The sequence below is a fragment of the Streptomyces sp. NPDC005302 genome (assembly GCF_040607345.1).
Lineage (GTDB): Bacteria > Actinomycetota > Actinomycetes > Streptomycetales > Streptomycetaceae > Streptomyces.
In genome coordinates, this window is sequence record NZ_JBEXGN010000026.1 from 49,019 (window position 1) to 70,231 (window position 21,213).

At 69.5% G+C, this 21,213-nt stretch carries 23 protein-coding genes; 22 read left to right on the forward strand and 1 reads right to left on the reverse strand.

Annotated features, from left to right (window positions below):
• Window positions 1–8: 8 nt before the first annotated feature.
• The 22 genes from ABZT74_RS29745 to ABZT74_RS29850 all read left to right on the forward strand — a co-directional run bounded on the left by ABZT74_RS29745 (window position 9) and on the right by ABZT74_RS29850 (window position 20,977).
• Entirely contained in the window at window positions 9–1,592 is a 1,584-nt protein-coding gene (locus ABZT74_RS29745; RefSeq protein WP_356439871.1) for a phage portal protein, read from the forward strand.
• Window positions 1,589–2,680 carry a head maturation protease, ClpP-related gene (locus ABZT74_RS29750; protein WP_356439874.1) on the forward strand — a complete coding sequence of 364 codons (1,092 nt, stop codon included), beginning with the start codon at window positions 1,589–1,591 and terminating at the stop codon, window positions 2,678–2,680. The genes ABZT74_RS29745 and ABZT74_RS29750 overlap by 4 nt, the downstream gene beginning before the upstream one ends.
• Before the next feature lie 13 nt (window positions 2,681–2,693).
• Window positions 2,694–4,073, forward strand: a complete 1,380-nt coding sequence (locus ABZT74_RS29755; RefSeq protein ID WP_356439877.1) for a phage major capsid protein — start codon at window positions 2,694–2,696, stop codon at window positions 4,071–4,073.
• Between the two features lie 93 nt (window positions 4,074–4,166).
• Window positions 4,167–4,604 (forward strand): hypothetical protein, encoded by a 438-nt coding sequence (locus tag ABZT74_RS29760; RefSeq protein WP_356439880.1) that lies wholly within the window; start codon window positions 4,167–4,169, stop codon window positions 4,602–4,604.
• A 3-nt stretch (window positions 4,605–4,607) separates the two neighbouring features.
• Window positions 4,608–5,081 (forward strand): hypothetical protein, encoded by a 474-nt coding sequence (locus ABZT74_RS29765; protein WP_356439883.1) that lies wholly within the window; start codon window positions 4,608–4,610, stop codon window positions 5,079–5,081.
• A gap of 1 nt (window position 5,082) precedes the next feature.
• Window positions 5,083–5,682, forward strand: a complete 600-nt coding sequence (locus ABZT74_RS29770; protein ID WP_356439886.1) for a hypothetical protein — start codon at window positions 5,083–5,085, stop codon at window positions 5,680–5,682.
• A 38-nt stretch (window positions 5,683–5,720) separates the two neighbouring features.
• The gene (locus tag ABZT74_RS29775; protein WP_356439889.1) at window positions 5,721–6,434 is read left to right on the forward strand and encodes a hypothetical protein; all 714 of its coding nucleotides are present in this window, start codon (window positions 5,721–5,723) and stop codon (window positions 6,432–6,434) included.
• 11 nt (window positions 6,435–6,445) lie between these two features.
• Window positions 6,446–7,825, forward strand: coding sequence for a hypothetical protein (locus tag ABZT74_RS29780; RefSeq protein WP_356439892.1), 1,380 nt, complete (start codon window positions 6,446–6,448; stop codon window positions 7,823–7,825).
• 14 nt (window positions 7,826–7,839) lie between these two features.
• Window positions 7,840–8,202, forward strand: coding sequence for a hypothetical protein (locus ABZT74_RS29785; protein ID WP_356439895.1), 363 nt, complete (start codon window positions 7,840–7,842; stop codon window positions 8,200–8,202).
• Window positions 8,199–8,666 (forward strand): hypothetical protein, encoded by a 468-nt coding sequence (locus ABZT74_RS29790; protein ID WP_356439898.1) that lies wholly within the window; start codon window positions 8,199–8,201, stop codon window positions 8,664–8,666. The genes ABZT74_RS29785 and ABZT74_RS29790 overlap by 4 nt, the downstream gene beginning before the upstream one ends.
• A complete protein-coding gene (locus ABZT74_RS29795; RefSeq protein ID WP_356439901.1) occupies window positions 8,666–9,418 on the forward strand; it encodes a hypothetical protein in 753 nt (250 codons plus the stop codon). The genes ABZT74_RS29790 and ABZT74_RS29795 overlap by 1 nt, the downstream gene beginning before the upstream one ends.
• The gene (locus ABZT74_RS29800) at window positions 9,418–9,861 is read left to right on the forward strand and encodes a hypothetical protein (protein WP_356439904.1); all 444 of its coding nucleotides are present in this window, start codon (window positions 9,418–9,420) and stop codon (window positions 9,859–9,861) included. Before ABZT74_RS29795 ends, ABZT74_RS29800 begins: the two co-directional genes overlap by 1 nt.
• A gap of 6 nt (window positions 9,862–9,867) precedes the next feature.
• Window positions 9,868–10,275, forward strand: a complete 408-nt coding sequence (locus ABZT74_RS29805; protein WP_356439907.1) for a hypothetical protein — start codon at window positions 9,868–9,870, stop codon at window positions 10,273–10,275.
• Between the two features lie 12 nt (window positions 10,276–10,287).
• On the forward strand, window positions 10,288–10,689 hold the full coding sequence (locus tag ABZT74_RS29810) for a hypothetical protein (protein ID WP_356439910.1): 402 nt from the start codon (window positions 10,288–10,290) through the stop codon (window positions 10,687–10,689).
• Between the two features lie 141 nt (window positions 10,690–10,830).
• Window positions 10,831–14,607, forward strand: coding sequence for a phage tail protein (locus ABZT74_RS29815; RefSeq protein WP_356439913.1), 3,777 nt, complete (start codon window positions 10,831–10,833; stop codon window positions 14,605–14,607).
• Window positions 14,607–18,473 carry a carbohydrate binding domain-containing protein gene (locus ABZT74_RS29820; protein WP_356439916.1) on the forward strand — a complete coding sequence of 1,289 codons (3,867 nt, stop codon included), beginning with the start codon at window positions 14,607–14,609 and terminating at the stop codon, window positions 18,471–18,473. The genes ABZT74_RS29815 and ABZT74_RS29820 overlap by 1 nt, the downstream gene beginning before the upstream one ends.
• A gap of 9 nt (window positions 18,474–18,482) precedes the next feature.
• On the forward strand, window positions 18,483–19,013 hold the full coding sequence (locus tag ABZT74_RS29825) for a hypothetical protein (protein WP_356439919.1): 531 nt from the start codon (window positions 18,483–18,485) through the stop codon (window positions 19,011–19,013).
• A gap of 10 nt (window positions 19,014–19,023) precedes the next feature.
• A complete protein-coding gene (locus ABZT74_RS29830; RefSeq protein ID WP_356439922.1) occupies window positions 19,024–19,236 on the forward strand; it encodes a hypothetical protein in 213 nt (70 codons plus the stop codon).
• 13 nt (window positions 19,237–19,249) lie between these two features.
• Complete coding sequence (locus ABZT74_RS29835; protein ID WP_356439925.1) at window positions 19,250–20,008, forward strand: N-acetylmuramoyl-L-alanine amidase; 759 nt, start codon at window positions 19,250–19,252, stop codon at window positions 20,006–20,008.
• An 8-nt stretch (window positions 20,009–20,016) separates the two neighbouring features.
• Window positions 20,017–20,274: a hypothetical protein gene (locus ABZT74_RS29840; protein ID WP_356439928.1), complete on the forward strand. Its 258-nt coding sequence runs from the start codon at window positions 20,017–20,019 to the stop codon at window positions 20,272–20,274.
• Window positions 20,274–20,708 (forward strand): hypothetical protein, encoded by a 435-nt coding sequence (locus ABZT74_RS29845; protein WP_356439931.1) that lies wholly within the window; start codon window positions 20,274–20,276, stop codon window positions 20,706–20,708. Before ABZT74_RS29840 ends, ABZT74_RS29845 begins: the two co-directional genes overlap by 1 nt.
• Entirely contained in the window at window positions 20,708–20,977 is a 270-nt protein-coding gene (locus ABZT74_RS29850; protein ID WP_356439935.1) for a hypothetical protein, read from the forward strand. Before ABZT74_RS29845 ends, ABZT74_RS29850 begins: the two co-directional genes overlap by 1 nt.
• Window positions 20,978–21,030: 53 nt before the next feature.
• Here the strand turns inward: ABZT74_RS29850 and ABZT74_RS29855 are convergent, their stop codons facing one another.
• Complete coding sequence (locus ABZT74_RS29855; RefSeq protein WP_356439938.1) at window positions 21,031–21,198, reverse strand: hypothetical protein; 168 nt, start codon at window positions 21,196–21,198, stop codon at window positions 21,031–21,033.
• Between the last annotated feature and the right edge of the window lie 15 nt (window positions 21,199–21,213).

Below are 21,213 nucleotides of genomic sequence, written 5' to 3' on the forward strand. Positions count from 1 at the left end.
GGTGCCGAGTGGGAAGAACCCTCTTCGGCTCCCTCGGCCGCGCAGCAGCCACCTTCAGCAACCGCACCCCCGTCTCCTTCGCCCCGCCCGGCTCCGGCATCCGCCGCGGCTTCTCCGGCCTCATGCGCCCCGCAGGCCAAGAGGCGCAGATGCGGGCCATGGGCGGCAGCTCCACCCTGTACGCGATCGTCGACCGCATCACCACCACGTACGCCGGCATCGAGTGGAAGCTCTACCGCTCCGCCGCGTCCGGCCGGGACGAGGACCGCGTCGAGGTCACCCGGCACGCGGCCCTCGACCTGTGGAACGCGCCGAACAAGTTCATGACCGGGCCCGCGTTCCGCGAGTCCGCGCAGCAGCATGAGGAGCTGGTCGGCGAGCAATGGTGGGTGATCTCCCGCTCCGAGTTCTCGCCGATCCCGCTGGAGTTGTGGCCCGTCCGCCCGGACCGGATGCAGCCCATCCCCGACGCCGAGGACTTCCTCGTCGGCTACGAGTACACCGGGCCGAACGGCGAGCGCGTCCCCCTCGGTGTCGACGAGGTCATCTTCCTGCGCCGCCCGAACCCGCTCGACCCGTACCGGGGCATGGGCGCGGTGCAGACGATCCTCCTCGACATCGACGCCACCCGCGCGAGCGCGGAGTGGAACGCCAACTTCTTCGCCAACTCGGCCGAGCCCGGCGGGATCATCGAGGTTCCCAAGCGGCTGTCCGACGCCGAGTTCAACGAGTTCAACGACCGGTGGCGCGAGCAGCACAAGGGCGTCTCCAACGCTCACCGCGTCGGCATGCTCGAAGCGGGCATGAAGTGGATCGACCGCAAGTACTCGATGCGGGACATGCAGTTCACCGAGCTGCGCGCCGTCAACCGGGAGATCATCCGCGAGGCGTTCGCGTTCCCCAAGCCGCTGCTCGGCGCGGTCGACGACGTGAACCGCGCGAACGCCGAGGCCGCCGAGCTGGTCTTCGCCCGCTGGCTGATCAAGCCGCGTCTTGAGCGGGTGCGGGAGATGCTCAACACCCGCCTGCTCCCACTGTTCGGCGCGACGGCCACCGGCCTGGAGTTCGACTTCACGAACCCCGTCCCGCAGGACGAGGAGGCTGAGGCGCGCATCCTGCAGCAGCGGGCTCTCGCAGCGTCCAGCCTGCACAGCGCGGGCTGGTTCGCAGCGGACATCCTCGGTGTCGTCGACCTCCCCGAGATGGGCTCCCGCGATCCGCAGGAGCAGCTCCTCGTCGACATCGTGCGCGGCGCCCCGTCCACGGCCCCGGTGATCCTGCCCCTGCTCGGCTTCGACATCGACACCTCACGTCTCGCGCCGGCCGCGAAGAACGCGTGGGCCGACATGGTGGCCGGCCTCGTCGACGCCGCGGACATCGAGGCAGCGCAGCGCTGGGTCGTGAAGATCCACGACGACGGCGACACCTGCCACAACTGCCGCGAGCAGCAGGGCCGCACCTACAAGAACCGCGAAGAGGCATACAAGGACTACCCCGAGGGCGAGGGCTACGTGCGCTGCGAGGGCGTCGCATACGGCAACCCGTGCCGCTGCAAGGTCGTCAAGCGCGGCCGGAAGGGAGAAGGCGAATGACGACCCGGATCCAGGGGCTCGCGCTCCCCGCCGCTGCGGCGGGGTTCGTTGCCCGCCAGCGTGAGCAGGCCGACAAGCTCCGCAAGGAGCACGGCATCGAGGCGCAGTCCTGGTACCGCATCACGAACGCCGCGTCCCCGGACGAGGCCGAGGTGATGCTGTACGACGAGATCGGCGGCTGGTACGGGGCGACCGCCGATCAGTTCATCGCGGACCTGCGGGGCGTGACCTCCCCGAACCTGCGGGTGCGCATCAATTCGCCTGGCGGCAGCGTTTTCGAGGGCATCGCCATCGCCAACGCGCTGCGCTCCCACCCCGGCAACGTGACCATCCAGGTCGACTCCGTGGCCGCGTCGATCGCTTCCGTCATCGCGATGGCCGGCGACCGCGTCGAGATGGCCCCGAACTCGATGCTGATGATCCACGACGCGTCCGGGGTGTGCCTCGGCAACGCGGCCGACATGGAGGAGATGGGCAAGCTCCTCGCCCTCATCAGCGACAACATCGCCGACGCCTACGCGAGCAGGGCCGGCGGCACCCGCGAGGAGTGGCGGGCGGCCATGCAGGCAGAGACCTGGTACCTCGCCGAAGACGCAGTGAAGGCCGGGCTCGCGGACGAGGCGCTGTCCACGCCGAAGACGGGCGAGCCCGTCGAGAGCCCCGACGAGGACGAGCCGGACATGGCGCGCGCCTGGGACTTGGCCGCGTACGGATACGCCGGCCCCGACGAGCAGCCCAAGGAGTGGGTGACGCCCGAGCCGCAGCCGACCACGCTGACGATCCCCATCGGGTCGGCGATCGGCCAGGAGCTGTTCGAGGCGCTGCGCAAGACGGTGGCGCACCAAGGCGAGCACGGGCCTGAACTCGTCGCGCCCAAGCCCACCCCTGCGGAGCCCGAGACGCCGGCCGTACCGGAGACGCCGCCCGTCACCGACACGGCCGGGCCAGACGCCGAACCCGACCCTGCCCCAGACCCGTGGACGGACGCCATGTCGCGTCTCGCCCAGCCGAAGCCCGCTCCGTGGGCCGAGGCATTCGCCCACCTCATCAATCCCCAACCGTCGTCCAGCGCGGCGACAGCAGCCTGAAGGAGGCACCACAGTGGCACCCACTCTGACCGCTCCGCGCAATGCCGACGAGCTGGAGGAAATGCTCGGCGACACCTCGAACTACGCGAAGATCGCGGAGACGCCGGACACGTTCAAGAACTTCATCCTCGACTACGCGAGGAACCAGCAGAGCGAAGGCACCGACCTGCAGCGGCAGATCGACGAGGGCGTGCAGCGCGGCCTCGCCAACATGCTCCGCGAGACCGACCCCGACGCCGACAAGGGATCCATCAGGGACTCCATCAAGCGGCTCAACCTCGACCCGCAGACCCGCCCCGCGACGATGCTCACGTCGCACAGGCAGGCCACCGCCTACAACCCGAAGGCTGTCGGCTCGGCCCTGGACGGCAAGTTCGAGAACGCCGCGGACTACTTCCGTCACGCCTGGCACCTCAACCGGGACCCGCAGCAGCGCGCGAAGATGGAGGAGATCCGCAACGCGTACTCCTCGGTTGTCCCTGCGGACGGCGGGTTCCTCGTCCCCGAGACGCTCCGCAGCCAGCTGCTGCAGATCGCGCTGGAGTCGTCCGTCGTCCGCTCCCGCGCGACGGTCGTCCCGATGGAGACGGCCCGCGTCCCCTTCCCGATGATCGACTCGACGACCAGCGTCGGCTCCGTCTTCGGCGGCATGATCGGCTACTGGGGCGAGGAAGGGGCGGCGCTCATCGAGTCGAGCCCCAAGTTCGGCCGGGCCGTCCTCGACGCGAAGAAGCTCACCGGGTTCGCGCTCGTCCCCAACGAGCTGCTGCAGGACAGCCTCATCTCCTTCGCTGCGCTCATCGAGACGCTGTGGCCGCAGGCCCTGGCGTTCTTCGAGGACATCGCGTTCATGTCTGGCTCTGGTGTCGGTGAGCCGAGCGGCTTCCTCGGCGCGGGCAACGGCGCGGCGGTCCCGGTCACCAAGGAAGTCGGCCAGACCGCGGGCAGCATCGTCGTCGAGAACGTCATCAAGATGTACTCGCGGATGCTGCCGTCGTCCCTGGCGCGCGGTATCTGGGTGTGCTCCCCCGAGGCCATCCCCGAGCTGTACACGATGGCGCTGTCCGTCGGTACGGGCGGCGGCCCGGTCATGCTCACCAACGTCGCGGGCCCGGCACCCATGACGATCTTCGGGCGCCCGCTGGTTGTCTCGGAGAAGGCCGGCCGCCTCGGCGCCCGCTCCGACCTGTCGTTCGTCGACCTCTCGTACTACTTGATCGGCGACCGCCAGCAGATGAGCGCGGACTCCTCGACCGAGTACAAGTTCGGCAACGACCAGACCGCGTACCGCATCATCCAGCGCGTCGACGGCCGCCCGTGGCTGAAGAACCCCATCACCCCGGCCAACGGCGGACCCGCCCTGTCGCCGTTCGTCGAGATCGAAGCCCGCTGATCACCGGCCGCCGCCGGCAGTGACACCCCGGCGGCGGCTTCTACCCGGGTCGGCAGTGTCGCCCCGACTGGACACCACAGACAGGAGGCCCTCATGGGTCAGAAGGCACTCGGTAGGTCGCTGAACTGGCAGCCTGCCGGAGACGGCGTATGGATCAACTTGCGTGAGGTAAGTGGCATCGCGTTCGGCCTCTACCTCGGAGGCGCGGCTGGGGACACCTACACCCTGCAGGAGGCCAAGGATGCCTCCGGGACCGGGGCGCAGAACCTCGCCGTGATCACCGAATACCACACGAACACGGGCAACGGCACGGACGCGTGGACCCGGCGCACGCAGGCTGCAGCGGCGACCGTCGTCACCACGGCCACGGCAACTCAGCAGGCCGCCGTGTTCGAGATCGAAGGCACTCAGCTCTCCGACACCTACAAGTACGTCAAGGTCACCAGCACCGGTGCAGGCACCGTGTCGCCGATGCACCGCGACCTGATGACGCAGCGCACGCCGGCGAACCTGCCCGCGATGGGGGTGTGACGCATGTCGACTCTCATCCAGGGCGACCAGATGCGCACGCTGCTTCTGGGCGCGCAGTCCGCGAACGCGGCCGGCAAGACCGTTCCGCAGAACGCCACCAGCACGATCTTCACCGTGGCAGGTGGCCGGGTCGCGATCACGTCGCTGGTCGGGAAGGTGACCACCGTCATCGGCGGCACCACCCCCTCCGCGAAGGTCGTGGCCACGCCCACCGTCGGCACCGCCAACGACCTGTGCACGGCGACCGCCATCACAGCGGACGAGGTCGGCACCCTGTACAGCCTGCCCGGCCCGACAGGCAGCGCACTCGGCGTCTCCGGAGCAGGGTCCGGCGGGGTGACCGGCCAGACCGCGCCGGTGATCGTGGCCGCCGGAACCGTCGGCGTGAATGTGAGCGCCGCAGACGCGACGGGCGCGATCCAGTGGGCGCTGACCTACGTGCCGATCGACAACGGCGCGACTGTGACGGCGGCCTGACATGGCTGCTGAGACGTGCGCCGACTGCACCACCACCTATGCGGTGGGCGTCGAGCAGTGCCCGCAGTGCGGCAGCACCGAGCGGGTCGAGCAGCCGACGAGGGGCGCCGTGCTCCCGTCGGTGACGGTCGCGTGTGCCGACTCTGGCTGCCGATATGAGGGGCGCGAGCGCCGGGTGCTCTTGCGCACGGCCGCGCAGGGCGTCCTGGAACTGCCTCGCCTGGTGTGCGCTGGGTGCGGCTACGACATGCCGACGGTCACTCCGTGGCCGCCGGTCACGGAACCGGAGGAAGAGCAGATGCCGAAGATCACCGTGCATGGCGGCCCGAGCGTCGACGGGCATGTCGTGGACCCGGAGACCAGCGAGGTCACGCCGGTCGAGACCGACGAGACCGAGGGCGGTGAGGACGTATCAGCTGGGAGCAGCTCGTCGACATCCTCCGAGACGGAGTCCAGTACGCCCGAGACGAGCGAGCAGCCGAGCCCGTCTCCTGCCCGAACGACGGGGAGCCGCTCAAAGAGGGCGGCGACGGACAAGGCCTCTTCTGTCCCTGGGACGGATGGCGGCCAGGCGGCCGGTACGTCGGCCAGTGACAAGTAGATCCACAACGTGACGAGTTCGGAGAGGAGGACGGCAGGATGACGGCGACTGGATACGTGAGCACCAGCGGTGACAACCGCAAGCTCAACCGCGCGGGCGACACGATGACGGGCGAACTCACCCTGCCCGACGCCTCTCCGGACGCGGCCCTCAACGCGGCACCGCGCGCCTACGTCGACAGCGCTGTGCTCCAGGCGGTGCCCGAGCAGCCGGGGGACCAGAACCTGTTGGCCTGGACGTACGACCCAGATCAGGCCGGCCACGTCACCGCGCAGTCGAACGGCGGGGTGGCCGGGCGGATCACGCTGACGCGGCTGATCCTCCGCAAGCAGATCACGTGGTCGAACATCTGGCTCGGCCTGTCGGGCATCGACGCTGCGGCCGTCCTGTCGAACTGCTACCTCGGCGTGTACGACAGCAGTGGCGCGCTGAAGGCGGTGACGGCTGACATCTCCAGCCTGCTGATGACGAACCCGGTCGCGAAGCCCTTCCCCCTCGCGGCCTCGTTCGTCGCGGCGCCCGGGACGTACTTCATCGCCCTGCTGCTGAACGGGACGTGGTCGACCAACTCATTGACGCTGAAGTGCTCCGGCGCCGGGGTCAGCGTCAACGGTGGCGCGTCCGCCCCGGGCCTGCGCTACTCGAACATGCTCACCGGCCAGACGTCGCTGCCCAGCAGCCTGAACCTGGCCGCACAGACCACCACCATCATCACCACTGGGTGGGCCTCCCAGTGGTACGGCGTGAGCTGAGGGAGGCGACGATGACCGACGTAACCGCAGGCCAGCAACTCGCTCTCCTGTCACAGTGGTTCGACTTCCAGGGCGGCGCACTCACCGACCTCGACGCCACCCCCACCATCACCATCGTGGCCATCGCCGCCGGCACCCCGGCCCTCGCCGCGACCAGCACAGGCGTCACCCACCCGGGCACCGGATCGTACGGATACGCCTGGACCCCCGCCGCGAACCTCACCCCGGGCGCCTACCTCGCGACCTGGTCCGGGCTGAAGTCCGGCGCCCCGGTCGCCGCGTCGGAGACGGTGACCGTCCTGCCGGCCGGGCCCGCCGCGACCGTCCTCGACGCGGGTGTCTTCTACGCGACCCGCGAGGAAGTGAAGGCCGAACTCGACGTGCGCGAGACGGCCCGCTCGAACTTGCGGATCGACCGCGCGCTGGCCGACGCCACGGGCGCCGTGCACGGGCTGACGCACCGCGTGTTCTACCCGGTCCTCGCCACCCGCTACTTCGACTGGCCGGCGCGCGGCGGGTCCGCTGCGGACGTGCTGCGGCTCGACTCGAACGAGCTGGTTGCCGTCACCGCGCTGGCCTCCGGGGCCACGTCGATCAGCGCCGACGACTACTTCCTGCGCCGGGCCGACGACCGCGACGAACCCCCGTACACGCGCATCGAGCTGAACCGCGCCACCTCCGCATCGTTCGGCAACGGCACCACCTGGCAGCGCGACGTGGCCATCACCGGCCTGTTCGGCTACCGCAACGACGAGACCCCGCTCGGCACGGTCGTCGAAGCCCTCGACTCCACCGAGACCGGAGTTGACGTCGACGCGGCCACGTCCGCCGGCCTGGGGGTCGGGTCCGTGCTGCGCCTCGATGCGGAGCGGCTGATCGTCCGGGAGCGGGCGCAGCTCGACACCGGGCAGACCCTCGCCGGGGGCGGCCTCACCAACCAGAACAACAGCGTCGTCGTCACCGTCCAGTCGGGGGGCGTCTTCGCTGCGGGCGAGGTCATCCTCATCGACGGCGAGCGGATGCGCGTCGACGACATCGCGGGCAACACGCTGATCGTGTCGCGCGCGTGGGACGGGTCGACGATCGCCGCCCACACTGCGGGCGCCGCCATCTATGCGCCGCGCACCCTGACCGTCACCCGCGGCGCGCTCGGCACTGTCGCGGCCTCCCACACGAGTGGCACGACGATCGCCCGCTGGGATGCGCCCGGCTCGGTGCGGCAACTGTGTCTGGCGGAGGCGCTCGTCGACCTGCTCCAGGGCCGCTCCGGATACGCGCGCACCGCCGGGTCCGGGGACAACGAGCGGGAGACCAGCGGCAAGGGCATCAACGATCTCCGCGACCGCGTGTACACCAGCCACGGCCGCAAGGCCCGAAGCCGGGCGGTGTAGCCATGCTCCTCGACGTGTCCACCAGCCGCCACGGCCCGATGTTCGACGGGCGGGCCCGCACTGCGGCGAACGCCTACGTCAACCGGCTGGAGCGCGACCTCGCCGACACCGGCCGCACCATCCTCCTCGAAGAGCTGGACCGCGTCCTGAAGACGCAGACCCCGTACTACGCGACACGGATCAAGGTCGAGGGCGGCAACACCATCACCGACTCCCGCGTCATCTACGGGCCGTGGCTCGCCGGCATTGGCTCCCGGAACTACCCGGTGACGAAGTTCAAGGGCTACGACCACTGGTACGTCACCCGTGACCGGCTCAACGCCCGCAAGCAGGGCATCGGCGAACGCCTCCTGCGCCGCTACACGGGACGGATGTGACCGCCGTGACCCTCGACCTCTCCGCCTATCGCAGCGCCGTCACCTCGCACGCTCAGAGCCTCGGCCTGTTCGGGCAGGTCCTCGACTACGAGCCCGTGTCCGCGCCCGGGTCCGGCCTCACCCTCGCCCTGTGGGTGGCGCGGATCTCCCCGATCCCGGCGCGCTCCGGGCTGGCGTCGGTGTCGGCCCGTCTGGAGTTGAGCGGCCGGATCCTCATGCCGGTGGACACCGAGCCGAAGGGCGACATCGACCTCCAGGTCGTGGCCGCCGTGGATGGGCTGCTGCGCGAGTACGCGGGCGACTTCGAGCTCGGCGGCCTGGTCGCGGCCGTGGACCTCCTCGGCATGCACGGCGCCGCCCTGGCCGCGCAGTTCGGCTACACCCGCTTCGACAGCACGACGTACCGGGTGGCCACGCTCACCGTGCCCCTGATCATCAACGACGCGTGGACGGAGGCCCCGTAGTGGCCAAGACAGGCGGGCTCGGCGACGGGCTCCTCATCGCCGGATACAACGCGTCCGGCGACATTCAGCAGCTCGGCCGCATCGGTGGCGGCCCGGCCCTGCTGAACTTCACCGGCATCGACAAGTACGCGTTCGAGCGCAAGGGCGGACTGCGCGACGGCGCGATCGAGATGACCACGTTCTTCAACTCGGACACGGTCGTCCCGGCCACGCACCAGAAGCTGTCCGCGCTGCCCCGCACGGACGTGATGCTGACCTACTGCCGGGGCACCACGGTCGGCGACCCGGCCGCCTCCCTGATCGCCAAGCAGGCCAACTACGACCCCAGCCGCGGCGACGACGGCATGATCACGTTCGGGGTCAGTGCGCAGGCCAACGGGTTCGGCATCGAGTGGGGGCGCCAGCTCACGGCCGGCGTCCGCACAGACACCGCGGCGACCCTCGGCACGGGCATCGACACGGTCGCGGCCGCGTCGTTCGGCGGGCAGGCGTACCTCCAGGTCGGCGCGTTCGTCGGCACGGATGCCACCGTGAAGATCCAGGACAGCGCCGACAACGTGACCTTCGCGGACGTCGCCGGTTTCTCGTTCACCCAGGTCACCGTCGGGCCGACGACCGAGCGGATCCAGCTCGGCAACACCGCCACCCTGCGCCGCTACCTGCGCGCCACCACGGTGACCACCGGCGGCTTCACGTCGCTGCCCTTCTCCGTCAACGTGATCAAGAACGAGTCCGCTGGGGTGACCTTCTGATGGGCGACGTCTTCCGCATCGAACCTGCCATGCCGCCCGAGGCGTACAGGACGTTCCGCATCACGTCACCGCTGAAGACCCACATGCGGCAGGCCACCTGCGAAGAGATCGGCTGCGACCAGTACCGCAACGGCTGGCGCGTCCACGTCGAGGCCCTCACCCCCGACGTCGTGCACGCGGCCAAGACGGCCGGCCGCCGCTACCGCGAAGAGCACCTCGGCGAGGGACAGACCTGGCTCGTCTTCGAGGCCGGCCAGCCCTGCTTCAGGGCCAGGCAGCACCGAGCCCCCCTCGGCCGGCCGCCCCTGTACGTGGTGCAGGACGGAGACCACCGCGGCAACCCGCGCGGCACCAAAGCCCGGGTGCATGCCCGGCCTTCGGACTGGGTGGAGAACTTCGCCGAGCACCAGCAGGCGCTCGCCGACGAGATCAAGAAGGGATGACCTCTCATGGCAAAGAGCAGCGGCCTCGGCCAGACCGCACTGTCCATCGACGACGCGTCGGGGACCCCGCGTGACATCCGCAACGACATCACGAACTGGCAGATGGCCACACCGCGTGGCGTGCAGGACGTGACCGGTGTCGACAAGAGCGCGAACGAGCGGCTCCTGCTGCTCGCCGACGCGTCGATCACCCTGAACGGGGTGCACAACCCGTCGACGAACCGGCAGCACGACGTCTTCAAGACCGTGCCGTCGACCTCGGTTCCGCGCACCGTGACGCAGACCGTCAACGGAGTGACGCTGCCGTTCGAGGCGCTGTTCTCCGACTACCAGGTCAGCCGCTCCGACAGCGGCGAACTGACCTGGTCCGCGCCCGGCGCCCTCGCCGACGGCACCGTCCCCACCTGGGCCTGAGAGGCGACACGCATGGGATACGAAGCAGGCGTCCGGGCCGTCACGGTCAAGTTCGCCGAAGGCCACGAGTTCCACGGCGCGGAGGCGCGCGTGCGAGGCATGGCCATCGGCGAGTACATGGCCGCGACCGGACTCGACGGCGGCGAAGGCGACAACGCCGGCTCCAGCATGGCGCGGTTCATCGACCGCCTCATCTCCTGGAACCTCGAAGTCGACGGGGCACCGGCACCGCCCACGCCCGAGGGCGTTCAGCTCGTCGACCAGGCCGTCGTCCGCGCACTCCAGAACGCGTACGTGAGCGCGCTCATCGGGGTCCACGATGCCGACCCTTTGCCGGACAGCTCGACCTCTGGCGAGCCGTCCCTGGTGGAGTCCATCCCGATGGAAGCCCTGTCGGAGAGCCAGGCGAGCTAGGCCGGGCCCGGTACCTGCTCGGCCTGCTGGAGCGGTTCCAGGGCTACACGCTCACCTCCCTGATGGCGGAGGACACCGAGCTGCTGCGCCTCGTCGCGATCGAGGAACGCGGCGGCGCACGCGACGGAGAGGAGGTGGACGATGTCTGATGACGTGACGATCACCGTGCGGGTGGGTGACCACACGGCGGCCGGCTTCCGGGACATCGACGGCCGGATCCGTTCGCTGGACGGCCGGTTCGCCACGTCGGCCGGTTCGATGCAGCGGTCGTCGTCGAAGGCGGACGCTGCGATCAGCGGGCTCAAGTCCACCCTCCTCTCCCTCGCTCCGGCCGCGGTGCCCGTCGCCGCGTCCCTCGCGCCGATCGCTGTGCAGGCGGGTGCGGCGACGCTCGCCGTTGCCGCGTTCGGTGCGGCGGTCATCCCGCAGATCGGGAACTTGAAGGACGCGTCGGCCGCACAGACGAAGTACAACGACGCTGTCGCGAAGTACGGGGCGGGATCACGGCAGGCCGGGCAGGCGCAGCAGGCGACGGCGCAGGTGCTGGGTGCGATGCCGAAGGCGACGGCCCGCGCCGCCGTCGGCTGGATGACGCTGAAGGACACGTTCTCCGACTTCTCCGACAGCACCGCGAAGTTCACGATGGCGCCGGTCGAGAAGTCCTTCGCCGTCATGGGGCAGATCGTGCCCAAGTTGGCGCCGATGGTGAAGGGCACGTCGGAGCAGCTGGACCGGCTGATGACGCTGGCCGGCGGCGGGGTGGCGACGGGCGCGTTCGACACGCTGTCGGAGAAGGTCGGCACCTTCGCCAACAGCACGCTGAAGGGCGCCACCGACAAGGCGGTCCACTTCATCCGCGTCCTGTCGGAGGGCAACGCGACGGGGCCGATCGCCGCGTTCATGGACTACGCGCGCGCCAACGGACCGGCGACGAAGGAACTCATCACCAACCTGTCCGAGGCCATCAGCAACCTGCTGGAGGGCGCCTCGCAGGCCGGGCCCGGGTTGCTCACGCTGGTCAACGCGATGGCCAAGCTGGTTGCTGCGGTCCCCCCGTCGATGATCGCCAACCTGATGCAGGTGTACGCCGCGTTCAAGCTGATCAAGCTGGCGGGCTCCGGTGTCGGTGCGATCGCCGGGAGCTTCGCCACGCTGTCCGGCCGGGTGACCGCGCTGCGCGCCGCGTCGGTCGCGGCAGGCGGCGGCATCGCGGGCATGAACGCCGCGCTCAACACCCTGTCGACGGGCGGGAAGGCCGCGCTCGCCCTCGGCGTGGTGGGCGCCCTGTCGCTGGCCATGCACGAACTGTCCAACAACAAAGCTCCCGTGCAGGTCGATGAACTGTCGACCGCACTGAATACGCTGGCGACCAAGGGCAAAGTCACCGGCGCTTTGAAGACCAACTTCGACGAGATCTCGCAGTCGATTGCAATGGTGTCGAAGGGCGCATCCGATAACGGGCTCGCCACCATGGTGTCCGACTTCGGAACGTGGGTGGGCATTTCCACAGGCCCCGGTATCTCGGATGCGAAGAAGAACCTCGACGCGTGGGACAAGTCGATGGCGAATCTCGTGCGCGCCGGGAAGCCGAAGGAAGCGGCAGCCCAGTACGAGATCCTGAAGAAGGCGTGGCTCGCTGGCGGCGGCAGCATGGACCGCCTGAAGAAGACCATCAACGACTACACCGACGCGCAAGCGGACTCGAAGTTCGAGCAGCAGATGGCCGCCGAAAGCATGGGCGTATTCGGAAAGGCCGCGCTCGACACCAAGGCGACTCTCGACGCGCAGAAGCAATCGGCGGACGGGCTCCGCGAATCCATCCTCGCCCTCAATGACGTGAACCGTTCCGCCTACGATTCACAGATCGCATTCGAGGCGGGCATCGATAACCTGTCGGAGGCGTTCAAGAAGAACGGCGCGACCCTCGACATCCACACGGAGAAGGGCCGCGCGAACGGGCAGGCCATGTCGCAGGCCGCGAAAGCCCAGGACGAGATGATCGCCTCCGGTATCGCGGCCGGCGACTCCCTCAGCTCGATGACGAAGAAGTCGGGCGAGCTGCGCGGCGAGATGCTGAAGCTCGCGACGGAGGCCTTCGACGGGAACAAGAAGAAGGCGACCGAGTACGTCAACACGCTGCTCGGCGCCCCGTCGGAGATCAAGACGCTGGTGCGCCTGGAGCGTGAGGAAGCGGTCGCCGGGCTGAAGGAGGTCGAGGCCGCGATCCGGAAGACTCCGGGCGCGAAGAAGATCACCGTGGACACGCTGAACGGGGCGGCGATCAAGGCCCTGGAGGCGGTGGGCTTCAAGACGAAGCAGCTGCCCAACGGCCGGACTCAGGTGTTCACCGCGAACGGGAAGTCGCTCGGGTCGATCGCCGCGGTGGCCCGTGCGCTGCGTGCGCTGGACGGGAAGACGGCCACGACCTGGACGTACCACAACATCAAGACGAACTACTCGACGTCGCACTCCGTGTCCGGCGGGAAGTCCGTGCACGACATGGTCGGCGCGACCGGCGGCCTGTACACGGGGAAGGGCTCCGGGTTCCGGTACGCGGACGGCGGCCCGGTCAAGGGCCCGGGTACGGGCACCAGCGACGACGTGCCCGCCCCGTGGCTCAGCAACGGCGAGTTCGTCATCAAGGCTGCGGCCGTCGCCAAGTACGGGGAGAAGTTCCTCCACACCGTCAACGACGGCCAGTACGAACGCGGCCAGGGCTTCGCCAAGGGCGGCAAGGTCACGAAGGCGCAGCAGCGGGCGAAGGCTCAGGCCGCCGCGGAGAAGGAAGCGCGCGCCGACCTGCGGGACCAGTTCGGCATCAGCCACTTCGGGGTGAAGGCCGGCTACCAGCGGACCCCGTTCGAGAAGGGCCTCGGCGGGGCCGAGGACATGGGCGCTCTCGTGACGGCGCTGAACGCGGCGCGCGGCAACATCAAGCGGTCCACGCATGGGGGCACGGAGTCCCGGCTGCTGAAGCAGTTGGACTCGGTCGGCAAGGCCATGATCAAGCAGGAGCGGCAGCTCACCGCGGTGAACAAGAGCCTGGCCACGGCGAAGGACAAGCTCAACGACCTGAAGTCGGCCGCGTCGTCGCTGTCGTCGTCGGTGCGGGGCGGCGTGCTGTCCGCGTCGAACATCACCAAGGGGGCCAGCGGGGACGCCCCGGTGACGGTGGCGTCCCTCATGTCGGGGGCCACCCAGTCCCGCGACAAGGCCAAGTCGTTCGCGGGTGCGCTGGCCGCGCTGAAGAAGAAGGGTCTCGACAAGGGGCTCATCGAGGACATCGCGAACGCGGGCATCGACGGGGGCGGGCTCGAGACCGCGGGCGCACTGATGGGTGCGTCGAAGTCGGAGATCAAGTCGATGAACACCTTGCGCTCCCAGACCGCGAAGTACGCGAAGCAGGCGGGCGGGACCGCGGCCGACGCCGTGTACGGGGCGGCGATCAAGGCGCAGACCGCGGCGGTGTCCAAGCTGCAGAAGAGCCAGGACAAGCTGGAGAAGTCGATGGCTCACCTGGCCAAGGTGATGGAGAAGTCCATCAGCAAGGCGATCGGGAAGAAGGCGGCCGGCGGGATCGTCGGTGCTGCGGCGGCGGGCGGGATCCGCAGTGGCATGACGTGGGTGGGTGAGCACGAGCCGGAGCTGCTTGACCTGCCGGTCGGGTCGCGGGTGTGGTCCGGGCCGGACTCCCGCCGGAAGGCTCGCGCACCGTGGGAGTCGATGCTGAACACCCCGCGCGGTGGCAGCCAGCGTGCCTCTGCGCCGGCCGCCTCCGGGGGCGTGGGCGGCACGGCCCCGCTGGTCCTGAACATTGCTCTCGGCGGCCGTGAGTTCGGCCAGGTGTGGGTGGACGTGGGCCGCAACGAGGTCCGCACCCGCGGCGGCCTGAAAGCCACGCTGGGAGGGCTGGACTGATGCCGTTTCCGCAGACGCTGCTCCCGCTGAAGGTGGAGCTCCAGGTCGGGTCGACGTGGACGGACGTGTCCGGTGACGTCCGCCAGGAGCAGCAGATCCGTATCCAGCGCGGCCGCTCGGATGAGGGCCAGCAGGTTGATGCGACGCGCTGCTCGTTCACCCTGGACAACAACTCGGGGAAGTACAGCCCGAGGAATGCGGCGGGCCCGTACTACGGGAGCATCGGCCGCAACACGCCATGTCGTGTCAGCGTGTTGACGGGCACCCCGTACCTCGACCTGCCCGGGACGTTCACCGACTACGCGGGCACCCCGGACGTGGCCGCCCTCGACATCACCGGCGACCTCGATGTCCGCCTCGACATGACGATCACGAACTGGCTGCCCGGGGCATTGTCGGGGATCTCTGGTACGGCGGAGTGGATCGGGAAGCTTCAGTCGGCGAGCAAGTCCTGGTTCCTTGGGGCCAGGTCGGGGCGCCTGTACTTCGAGTGGTCGGCGGACGGGACGAACTCTCTTTCCGCGTCGTCGACGGTGCCGCCGATCATCCCGGGTGCGGGCGGCCGCCTCGCGGTGCGGGCGACGCTGGACGTGAACAACGGGGCTGGCGGGAACACCGTCACCTTCTACGTGGCCGACAACCTCGATGCTCCGTGGACGCAGCTCGGCGACCCCATCGTCCAGTCCGGCGTGACGTCTATCTTCAACAGCACGTCGCCGCTCCGGGTAGGGAATCCCACGGACTTCGGCTTCGCCCTCCCCGTCGGCCGCTGCCACGGCGCGGAGGTCCGCAACGGACTGTGGGGCAGCGTCGTCGCACAGCCCCGCTTCGACCAGCAGACGGTGGGCACCACCAGCTTCGCGGACAGCGCGGGCCGCACGTGGACCCTCGCGGGGAACGCGTCGATCACCAACCGGCAGACCCGGTTCGTCGGCGAGGTGTCCTCGTGGGCGGTGCGCTGGGAGACGAAGTTCGACGTCGTAACACAGGTCGACGCGTCCGGCATCATCCGCCGCCTCACCCAGGGTGCGACGCCTGTGCGCAGCCCGATGTTCCGCGAGTTCACCAACCCGTCCCGGACGGGGATCGTCGCGTACTGGCCGATGGAGGACGACGCGTCTGCGGCGACGTTCGGGTCCGCGCTAGGGCAGCCGGCCATGACCCGGTCGACGGGCGGGGTGACGCTGGCGACGTTCACCGGCTGGGCCGCGAGCACCGCTCTGCCGACGTTCACGTATGGCACGGCGCGGGCGCGGGTCGCCCCGTACGCGACGAACCAGCCGCTGTTCACGAGGTTTTTCGTGCAGGTCCCGGCAGGCGGCGTGACCGGCACGGACCGGCTGTTCAGCATCGCGACGACCGGGACGGCCCGCACCTGGAGTCTGTTCGTCAACACCAGCGGCAGCCTGGAGCTACGCGCCTACGACCCGGACGGGACGCAGATCCTCGCGTCCGGCTTCGCGATCTTCAACATCAACGGGCTGCCGAGGCACGTCGGGGTGGAGCTGACACCGGCCGGGGCCGACGTCAACTGGAAAATCTTCGCCCTCAAGATCGACGAAACGTCGATCGGTGTCCCGGTCAGCAGCACCCTTTCCGGCACCCTCACCGGGAACAGCTGCGGCAACGCCACCGAGATCCGCATCGGGCAGGACGGACTCCTCAACGGGACCGCGATCGGCCACGTCGCCGTCGCCAACAACAGCAACGCGTACGCGGCCACGACCGGCGCGGCCGTCGCATGGCAGGCCGAGGCGGCCACCGCGAGAGTCTTCCGCCTCGGTCAGGAGGAGGGCTTCCCCGCGTACCCGGCGGCGATCTCCGAGCAGACCCTCGGCGTACAGGGCACCGTCACCCTGATCGACCTGCTGCGCGAAGCGGAGGCCGCAGACGAGGGCATCCTCTGCGAGGAGCGCAGCTTCCTGGGCTTCCGGTTCCGGGACCGGGCCAGCCTCTACAACCAGAAGCCCGCGATCACTCTCGACTACACGTCCACCGGGTCCGGGCTGGTCACACCGCTGGAGCCGACGGACGACGACCAGGCCGTCCGCAACGACGTCACCGTCGCCCGCAGCGGAGGCTCCTCGACGCGCCTCACACAGGACACGGGCACCCTGTCGACGCAGGCCCCACCGTCGGGTGTCGGCCGGTACGCGGACTCGGTCACGTTGAACCTGTCGGACGACTCGCAGACCGGGGACCATGCGGGCTGGCGCCTGCACATGGGCACGTGGGACGAGACCCGCTACCCCACGGTCCGCGTGATGCTGGCCAAGGCCCCGAACTCCCTGGAGCGCGCGGCTGCGGTGGACATCGGGGACCGCTTCCAGATCACGAACCCGCCCGCGTGGCTGCCGCTCGACACGATCGACCTGATGGTGCAGGGCTACACCGAGACCCTCGACCAGTTCACCTGGAACGTGGACTTCAACTGTTCGCCGGCCGGGCCGTGGGATGTGGCGTGGGCTGGCTCGTACGCGACCGCGACGTCGCCGCGTGAGTTCGCGTGGCAGGACACCACGGGCTCCGCGCTCGTCGAGGATCTGACGACGACAGAGGTCGACGTCGACGTGACCACGTCGGACGGCCCGCTGTGGACACCGAACGTCCGCGACACCCCGTTCGACTGGCGGGTCGGCGGCGAGGTCATGACGGTGACCGCCCCGCACACCCTGCTGAACCCGAACCCGTTCTTCGATTCGAACGCCACCTCGTGGACAGCGCAGTCGACGTCGATGATCTGGTCGCAGGACTACGTGCACCCGCACCCCCGCGCGTACGGCTCGCTGAAGATCACCCCAGATGGGGTGACCGCGACGGGCGGGGCCCTCGGCGATTTCACGGCGGTCGGGTCGATCACCCCGGGCGCGGTGTACGTGCTGTCCGGCTGGGTGTTCTCGGTGAACGGCAGCAGCGACATTCAGGTCGCGGTCAACTGGTACGACGCGGGCGGCACGCTGCTGTCCTCGGCGACCGGGTCGAGCGGCTCGGCGTCCGCCAGCGTGTGGACGTGGCTGGAGCAGCAGTTCACCGCGCCGGCGTCCGCGTCCCGGGCGAAGGTCCGCGTGCGGCACGGGGGTACCCCGCCCTCGTCGCAGGTCTACTACGTGTGGGCGGCTCGGATCACGCGGCTGTCGTCGAGCTGGATCTACGACCAGTTCGGCCGGACCGCCGCCTCCTCGTGGGGCACCGCCGACTCGTCGCAGCTGTGGCAGGTGTCGGGCGGGACGACCGCGGACTTCGCGGTCGGCTCCGGGTACGGGTCGCACGCCCTCGCCACCGCGAACGTGTCGCGCCGCAGCTTCACGGACTGCCTGCTGCCCGACGTGGACGTCTACGTAGACGTCACCTCCTCGGCGACCGCGACCGGCGGATCTCTGATGGGCGGACCGACCGCCCGCTACATCGACAGCGACAACCTCTACATGGCCAGGGTCGAGTTCACGACCGCGGGCGCCGTGATCCTCTCCCTGCGCAAGCGGGTCGCGACCGTCGAGACCCAGCTGGCCACGCTCACGCTCGAGCTGGGATCCGGAGTGACGTACACCGCGGGCACCTACTACCGGGTGCGGCTCCAGACCCTGGGCACGACTGTGCGCGCGAAGTGCTGGAAGGTCGGAGGCCACGAGCCCGAACCGTGGCAGCTCTCGGTCGTGGACACTTCGCTGACCACCTCGTCGTACATCGGCCTGCGGTCCATCTCCGCGACCGGCAACACCAACGTCGGCGCCACCGTCCGCTACCAGAACCTGGCGCTGGTCAACCCCCAGACGTACCTGGTGACCCGCTCGCAGAACCGCGTCGTCAAGGCGCAAGCATCCGGCGCCCCAGTGGCGTTGGCGTACCCCACCTACACGGCGCTCTAGGAGGCTGGCGTGCGATACCCCGTCATCTACGCGGGCCAGAGGGTCACCGGCACCCTGATGTCGTCGATGCTCCCCGACATCATCACGAAGAACAGCACGCTCACCCGCGCCTCGACGACAACACTGACCGACGATCCCGACCTGGTCGCCACACTCGAAGCGAACGCGTTCTACCACATCATTTTCTACATCCACTATGCGGCGCTGGACGTCTCGCAGATCCAGACCGCGTGGACCACCCCGTCCGGAGCGTCCGGAGTCCGGTCCGCGTCCGGCGCCGCATGGACCCTCGCAGGCGGCGCATCGACAGCGTCCGCAGCGGACGGCGGCTACTCCCGTGCCGGCGTCCACGGATACACGACCGCGGTCCGCTACGGCACCCGCAACTCGGCGTCGAACCAGGCTGTCGCGGTCGAGGAGTCGTATCTGTCGACCGCGTCCGCGGGGACGCTGGCGCTCCAGTGGGCGCAGGGCGTGTCGAACGCGTCCGCTACCTCGCTGTCCGCGGGGTCCACCTTGCACGTCCGACGGCTCGCATAGGAGATGTGGCATGGCTGAACTGGCTTACCCGTACTACCGGATCCAGGCTGACGGTCCGAACGAGACCGCGTTCACGCTGACCCTCCGCGTGGATGCCGGGGTCGGCGGCCCTCTCCCCGGGCTGACGGAGCAGAAGGTTCTCGACGGGGTGCGGGCGCTGCTTACGGGCGAGGACGTGTCGGTGCGGGCCGCGCACTACGACCTGACCATCACCGACGTCTGAGATTGGAGCTGACATGACCACGACCCCGATGACTCCCGCCGAGTGGCGGGCCGCCCTCAAGGCCGAGGGGGTGAAGTACACCGAGTTCGACGGGTGGACCACCCGCGGCCGCGACTCCGCCACGGGCAAGACGTTCGGCCCGGTCCACGGAGTCCTCAACCACCACACCGCGGGCAGCGACTCCCTGAAGGCGGTGACCACCGGCGGCGCGCCGAACCTGCCCGCACCGCTGTGCCACACGTTCCTGCCGAAGAGCGGCATCGCCGTCCTCGTCTCCTGCCACCGCGCGAACCATGCCGGCCTGGCCGCTGCGAACGTGATGGCCGCGATCGTCGCCGAGAAGAAGCTGCCCAAGCAGGACAAGAGCAGCACGGTCGACGGCAACGACGAGCTGTACGGCATCGAGACCGAGAACCTCGGCAACGGCCGCGACGTCTACACGCGAGCCCAGTACGACGCGTGGGTCCGCTGGAACGCGGCGATCTGCCGTCACCACGGCTGGGGTGCAGGCTCGGTCGCTGGCCATCTGGAGACCAGCGTCGAGGGCAAGGTCGACCCGCTCGGGCCCGTCGAGGGCTACGGCACCCGCGGGAAGTTCACGTTCACCATGGGCCAGCTCCGGACGGACGTCGACGAGCGGCTGAAGCACTCCGCGTCCTGGTCCCCGCCGACGGCGACCACACCCAAGCCCCCCACACCGAAGCCGCCGGCCACGACCGAGGAGCGGCTCAGCTCCCTGGAGAAGCGCGTCACCGCGCTCGAAAAGAAGTGAGGACCACCATGTCTGACCTCAGCCTCCCCGACACACAGACCGTCGTGAAGTCCGCGACGACCTACGGCCGCGACCTCCTGGAGCGCGTCCTCACCACGTTCCTCCAGGCGTTCATCGCAGGCATCGTCGTCACCCAGCCCCTCAACGGGAGCATGTGGTACGCCGCGCTCACCGGCGGGGTCGGTGCCGGGCTCGCCCTGCTGAAGGGACTGTTCGCCAGGCTCCGCGGCCTGACCAACTCGGCGTCCTTCGCCAAGACCGTCTGATGTGGGGCGCGGCGGCGCGGCGGCCCTTCTCCCACCGTCGCGCCTTCCTCGTCGTCCTCGGCCTCGGCTGGGCCGCGTACGGACGGCTCGGCATCATCGACAACCCTCGATACGGCACCGCCCGCGGCCTGGCCGACATCACCCGCCACATCCCCGGAGGCCTCGACACCCTCGGCTGGATGTGGGTCGTCCTCGGCGCCAGCGCAGTTGTCTCCGGGCTCGCCGCCAACTGCCCGCGGGTGCAGGCCTTCGGCTATGTGGCCATCGCCGTCCCGGCCGGACTGTGGGCGGGAGCGTTCGCCGCGGCGGCGGCAACCACGTACGCGGAGGCGGTCGGATCGGCCGCGGCCTGGGGGGCGTTCGCGATCGGCGTCGTCCTCGTATCAGGCATGGACGATCCGCCGCCACCGCACCTGAGAAAGGCACGACGCTGATGGACGTGGGGGCACTGGTCGGGGGCGGGGTGGCGCTGGTCGTTGGCGTCCTGGCCTGGACGCAAAACCGGGGGACGAACCGGCGGGAGAACTTCCGCACGATCACCGACCGGCTCGACAAGGAGCTGAAGGAGGTGCGCACACAGCACAAGCTGCTGACGCGCGCCTACCTGGATATCTGGGGGTGGGCTCGCCGGGTGGGGCCGGATACTCCGGCGGGGCCGGCGCCTGAGCCTCCGGTCGATCTCGATCTGTCGCCCTGGCGCTGAACGACTGCGGCCCCGCTCTCTTCGTGAGGGCGGGGCCGTGGTCGTGTGCGGGGTCAGGCTGCGGTGACGATCGCGTCGGCCCATTCGGTGAGGAGCCGCTCGTACTGCTGGCGTTCCTGCGGGGTGAGGCTGCCGCGGGCTCGAGCCCACAGGTTGCGGATGTCGTCGTTGATCTGGTCAGCAGACCGCGCGGAACCAGGGCGGGCGGGGTTGCTGGGCATGCCGTCATTCTACGG

Coding starts and splice junctions, on each gene's coding strand:
- ABZT74_RS29835 (WP_356439925.1), top strand. CDS start 19,250: ATGACCACGACCCCGATGACTCCCGCCGAGTGGCGGGCCGCCCTCAAG.
- ABZT74_RS29805 (WP_356439907.1), top strand. CDS start 9,868: ATGGCAAAGAGCAGCGGCCTCGGCCAGACCGCACTGTCCATCGACGAC.
- ABZT74_RS29760 (WP_356439880.1), top strand. CDS start 4,167: ATGGGTCAGAAGGCACTCGGTAGGTCGCTGAACTGGCAGCCTGCCGGA.
- ABZT74_RS29840 (WP_356439928.1), top strand. CDS start 20,017: ATGTCTGACCTCAGCCTCCCCGACACACAGACCGTCGTGAAGTCCGCG.
- ABZT74_RS29850 (WP_356439935.1), top strand. CDS start 20,708: ATGGACGTGGGGGCACTGGTCGGGGGCGGGGTGGCGCTGGTCGTTGGC.
- ABZT74_RS29775 (WP_356439889.1), top strand. CDS start 5,721: ATGACGGCGACTGGATACGTGAGCACCAGCGGTGACAACCGCAAGCTC.
- ABZT74_RS29815 (WP_356439913.1), top strand. CDS start 10,831: ATGTCTGATGACGTGACGATCACCGTGCGGGTGGGTGACCACACGGCG.
- ABZT74_RS29750 (WP_356439874.1), top strand. CDS start 1,589: ATGACGACCCGGATCCAGGGGCTCGCGCTCCCCGCCGCTGCGGCGGGG.
- ABZT74_RS29845 (WP_356439931.1), top strand. CDS start 20,274: ATGTGGGGCGCGGCGGCGCGGCGGCCCTTCTCCCACCGTCGCGCCTTC.
- ABZT74_RS29855 (WP_356439938.1), bottom strand. CDS start 21,198: ATGCCCAGCAACCCCGCCCGCCCTGGTTCCGCGCGGTCTGCTGACCAG.
- ABZT74_RS29780 (WP_356439892.1), top strand. CDS start 6,446: ATGACCGACGTAACCGCAGGCCAGCAACTCGCTCTCCTGTCACAGTGG.
- ABZT74_RS29800 (WP_356439904.1), top strand. CDS start 9,418: ATGGGCGACGTCTTCCGCATCGAACCTGCCATGCCGCCCGAGGCGTAC.
- ABZT74_RS29770 (WP_356439886.1), top strand. CDS start 5,083: ATGGCTGCTGAGACGTGCGCCGACTGCACCACCACCTATGCGGTGGGC.
- ABZT74_RS29820 (WP_356439916.1), top strand. CDS start 14,607: ATGCCGTTTCCGCAGACGCTGCTCCCGCTGAAGGTGGAGCTCCAGGTC.
- ABZT74_RS29765 (WP_356439883.1), top strand. CDS start 4,608: ATGTCGACTCTCATCCAGGGCGACCAGATGCGCACGCTGCTTCTGGGC.
- ABZT74_RS29810 (WP_356439910.1), top strand. CDS start 10,288: ATGGGATACGAAGCAGGCGTCCGGGCCGTCACGGTCAAGTTCGCCGAA.
- ABZT74_RS29830 (WP_356439922.1), top strand. CDS start 19,024: ATGGCTGAACTGGCTTACCCGTACTACCGGATCCAGGCTGACGGTCCG.